This window comes from Pseudomonas sp. RW407, assembly GCF_003176655.1.
GTDB lineage: Bacteria > Pseudomonadota > Gammaproteobacteria > Pseudomonadales > Pseudomonadaceae > Pseudomonas > Pseudomonas delhiensis.
The window spans coordinates 370,464-373,014 of sequence record NZ_QGSL01000107.1; the positions used below are offsets into that span (position 1 = coordinate 370,464).

The 2,551-nt window shown below is 63.9% G+C and carries 3 protein-coding genes and 1 pseudogene; all 4 read left to right on the forward strand.

Annotation, left to right across the window (positions count from 1 at the left end; all coding sequences use genetic code 11):
* A pseudogene (locus tag DK254_RS25655) lies at window positions 1–150 on the forward strand (cytochrome-c oxidase, cbb3-type subunit II); the annotation flags it as partial.
* Window positions 151–155: 5 nt separating this feature from the next.
* Window positions 156–347, forward strand: coding sequence for a CcoQ/FixQ family Cbb3-type cytochrome c oxidase assembly chaperone (locus DK254_RS25660; RefSeq protein WP_024128706.1), 192 nt, complete (start codon window positions 156–158; stop codon window positions 345–347).
* Complete coding sequence (ccoP, locus tag DK254_RS25665; RefSeq protein ID WP_109936076.1) at window positions 344–1,273, forward strand: cytochrome-c oxidase, cbb3-type subunit III; 930 nt, start codon at window positions 344–346, stop codon at window positions 1,271–1,273. Before DK254_RS25660 ends, ccoP begins: the two co-directional genes overlap by 4 nt.
* 331 nt (window positions 1,274–1,604) lie before the next feature.
* Window positions 1,605–2,551: cbb3-type cytochrome c oxidase subunit I (locus tag DK254_RS25670; protein ID WP_109937301.1), on the forward strand; the 947-nt coding region annotated here is incomplete at its 3' end.

Consider the following 2,551-nt stretch of genomic DNA (forward strand, 5'->3'; position numbering starts at 1 on the left):
GGCAAGCTGAAGGCCATGCGCACCCTCGGCGTGCCCTACACCGACGAGGACATCGCCGGCGCCCGCGACAGCGTCCAGGGCAAGAGCGAGATGGACGCCCTGGTGGCCTACCTGCAGGGCCTGGGCACAGCGATCAAGAACAAGCGGTGATGGCCATGGACATCGGAACCATCCGCGGCCTCGGCACCGTCGTGGTGATGCTCGCCTTCATCGGCGTCACCCTCTGGGCCTACAGCGGCAAGCGCAAGCAGCGCTTCGACGCCGACGCCCTGCTGCCCTTCGCCGACGACCCGCAGGCTCTGCGCCACGCCGAGCATGAACAAGCTTCTGGGAGCAACAAAGCATGACTACCTTCTGGAGTCTGTACATCACCGTACTGACCGTCGGATCGCTGATCGCCCTGCTATGGCTGGTCTTCGCCACCCGCAGCGGCGAGACCAAGGGCGCCACCGACCAGACCATGGGGCACTCCTTCGACGGTATCGAGGAATACGACAACCCGCTGCCGCGCTGGTGGTTCCTGCTGTTCGTGGGCACCATCGTCTTCGCCGTCGGCTACCTGGCCCTGTACCCGGGCCTGGGCAACTGGAAGGGCATCCTGCCGGGCTACACCGACGGCTGGACCCAGGTGAAGCAGCTGGAACGCGAGCAGGCCATGGCCGACGAGAAATATGCGCCGATCTTCGCCAAGTACTCGGCCATGTCCGTCGAGGAAGTGGCCAAGGACCCGGCGGCGCTGAAGACCGGCGAGCGCCTGTTCGCCACCTACTGCTCGATCTGCCACGGCTCCGACGCCAAGGGCGCCATGGGCTTCCCCAACCTGACCGACCAGGACTGGCGCTGGGGTGGCGACGCGCAGACCATCCAGACCACCATCCTGGGCGGCCGCCACGCGGTGATGCCGGCCTGGGGCGAGGTGCTGGGCGACCAGGGCGTGCATGACGTGGCTGCATTCGTCACCACCAAGCTGGACGGCCGCAAGCTGCCCGAAGGCGTGACCGATGCCCAGGTGGCCAATGGCGAGAAACTCTTCGCCACCACCTGCATCGCCTGCCACGGCCCCGAAGGCAAGGGCACCGCCGCCCTGGGCGCGCCGGACCTGACCCACCCGGGTGCGTTCATCTACGGCTCGGGCTTCGCCCAGCTGCAGCAGACCATCCGCCATGGCCGCCAGGGCCAGATGCCGGCCCAGGAAGCCTACCTGGGCAAGGACAAGGTCCACGTCCTGGCCGCGTACATCTACAACATTTCCCGCCCGGAGAACGCCAACTGACCCCCTGCCGCTCGCGCCCGCCCGGGCGCGAGCAACTTCCGCGCAGTTACGCGACCAAGTGTCGCACCTGGCGCGCGCCATTCCTTCACACTGCTCTAGATCAAGACTAAGCTCATTCCATCCGTGAGTCGCTGGTAATTCGGGGAAACCCTACGCTTATCAGGGTTTCAACGCCGGCAGAGAGCCTGAAAAACATTGGCAGAAATGCCCTCAAAGCGGCATGCGCAGCGGCTCCGGAGCCTATTCCGGCGCGTTGCATTGCCTACTGGCTTTCTACATACTTGCCGCCGTTTTTTGTCCCTAAATAGCAAAAAAACCGTGGAACCTTAGAATGAGCACAGCAATCAGTCCGACTGCTTATAACTATAAGGTAATCCGCCAGTTCGCCATCATGACGGTGGTCTGGGGGATACTAGGAATGGGGATGGGTGTTTTCATCGCCTCACAGTTGGTATGGCCCGAGCTGAACTTCGGGCTGCCGTGGACCAGTTTCGGGCGACTTCGCCCGCTGCACACCAACCTGGTGATCTTCGCCTTCGGCGGCTGTGCTCTGTTCGCAACCTCCTACTACGTGGTGCAACGCACCTGTCAGACCCGCCTGATTTCCGATAGCCTGGCCGCCTTCACCTTCTGGGGCTGGCAGGCGGTGATCGTGCTGGCCGGCATCACCCTGCCGCTGGGCTACACCTCCTCCAAGGAGTACGCCGAGCTGGAATGGCCGATCGACATCCTGATCGCCATCGTCTGGGTCACCTACGCCGTGGTGTTCTTCGGCACCATCGTCAAGCGCCAGACCAAGCACATCTACGTGGGCAACTGGTTCTACGGCGGCTTCATCCTGGTCACGGCGATGCTGCACATCGTCAACAACCTGGAGATCCCGGTCGGCTGGTTCAAGTCCTACTCCATCTATGCCGGCGCCACCGACGCCATGGTCCAGTGGTGGTACGGCCACAACGCCGTGGGCTTCTTCCTGACCACCGGCTTCCTCGGCATGATGTACTACTTCGTGCCCAAGCAGGCCGAGCGCCCGGTTTACTCCTACCGCCTGTCCATCGTCCACTTCTGGGCGCTGATCACCCTGTACATCTGGGCCGGCCCGCACCACCTGCACTACACCGCGCTGCCCGACTGGGCGCAGTCCCTGGGCATGGTGATGTCGCTGATCCTCCTGGCGCCCTCCTGGGGCGGCATGATCAACGGCATGATGACCCTCTCCGGCGCCTGGCATAAGCTGCGCACCGACCCCATCCTGCGCTTCCTGGTGGTGTCCCTGGC

What these genes read in the sequence shown, in the direction of transcription:
- ccoP (WP_109936076.1), top strand. Translation starts at nt 344, where the DNA reads ATGACTACCTTCTGGAGTCTGTACATCACCGTACTGACCGTCGGATCG.
- DK254_RS25660 (WP_024128706.1), top strand. Translation starts at nt 156, where the DNA reads ATGGACATCGGAACCATCCGCGGCCTCGGCACCGTCGTGGTGATGCTC.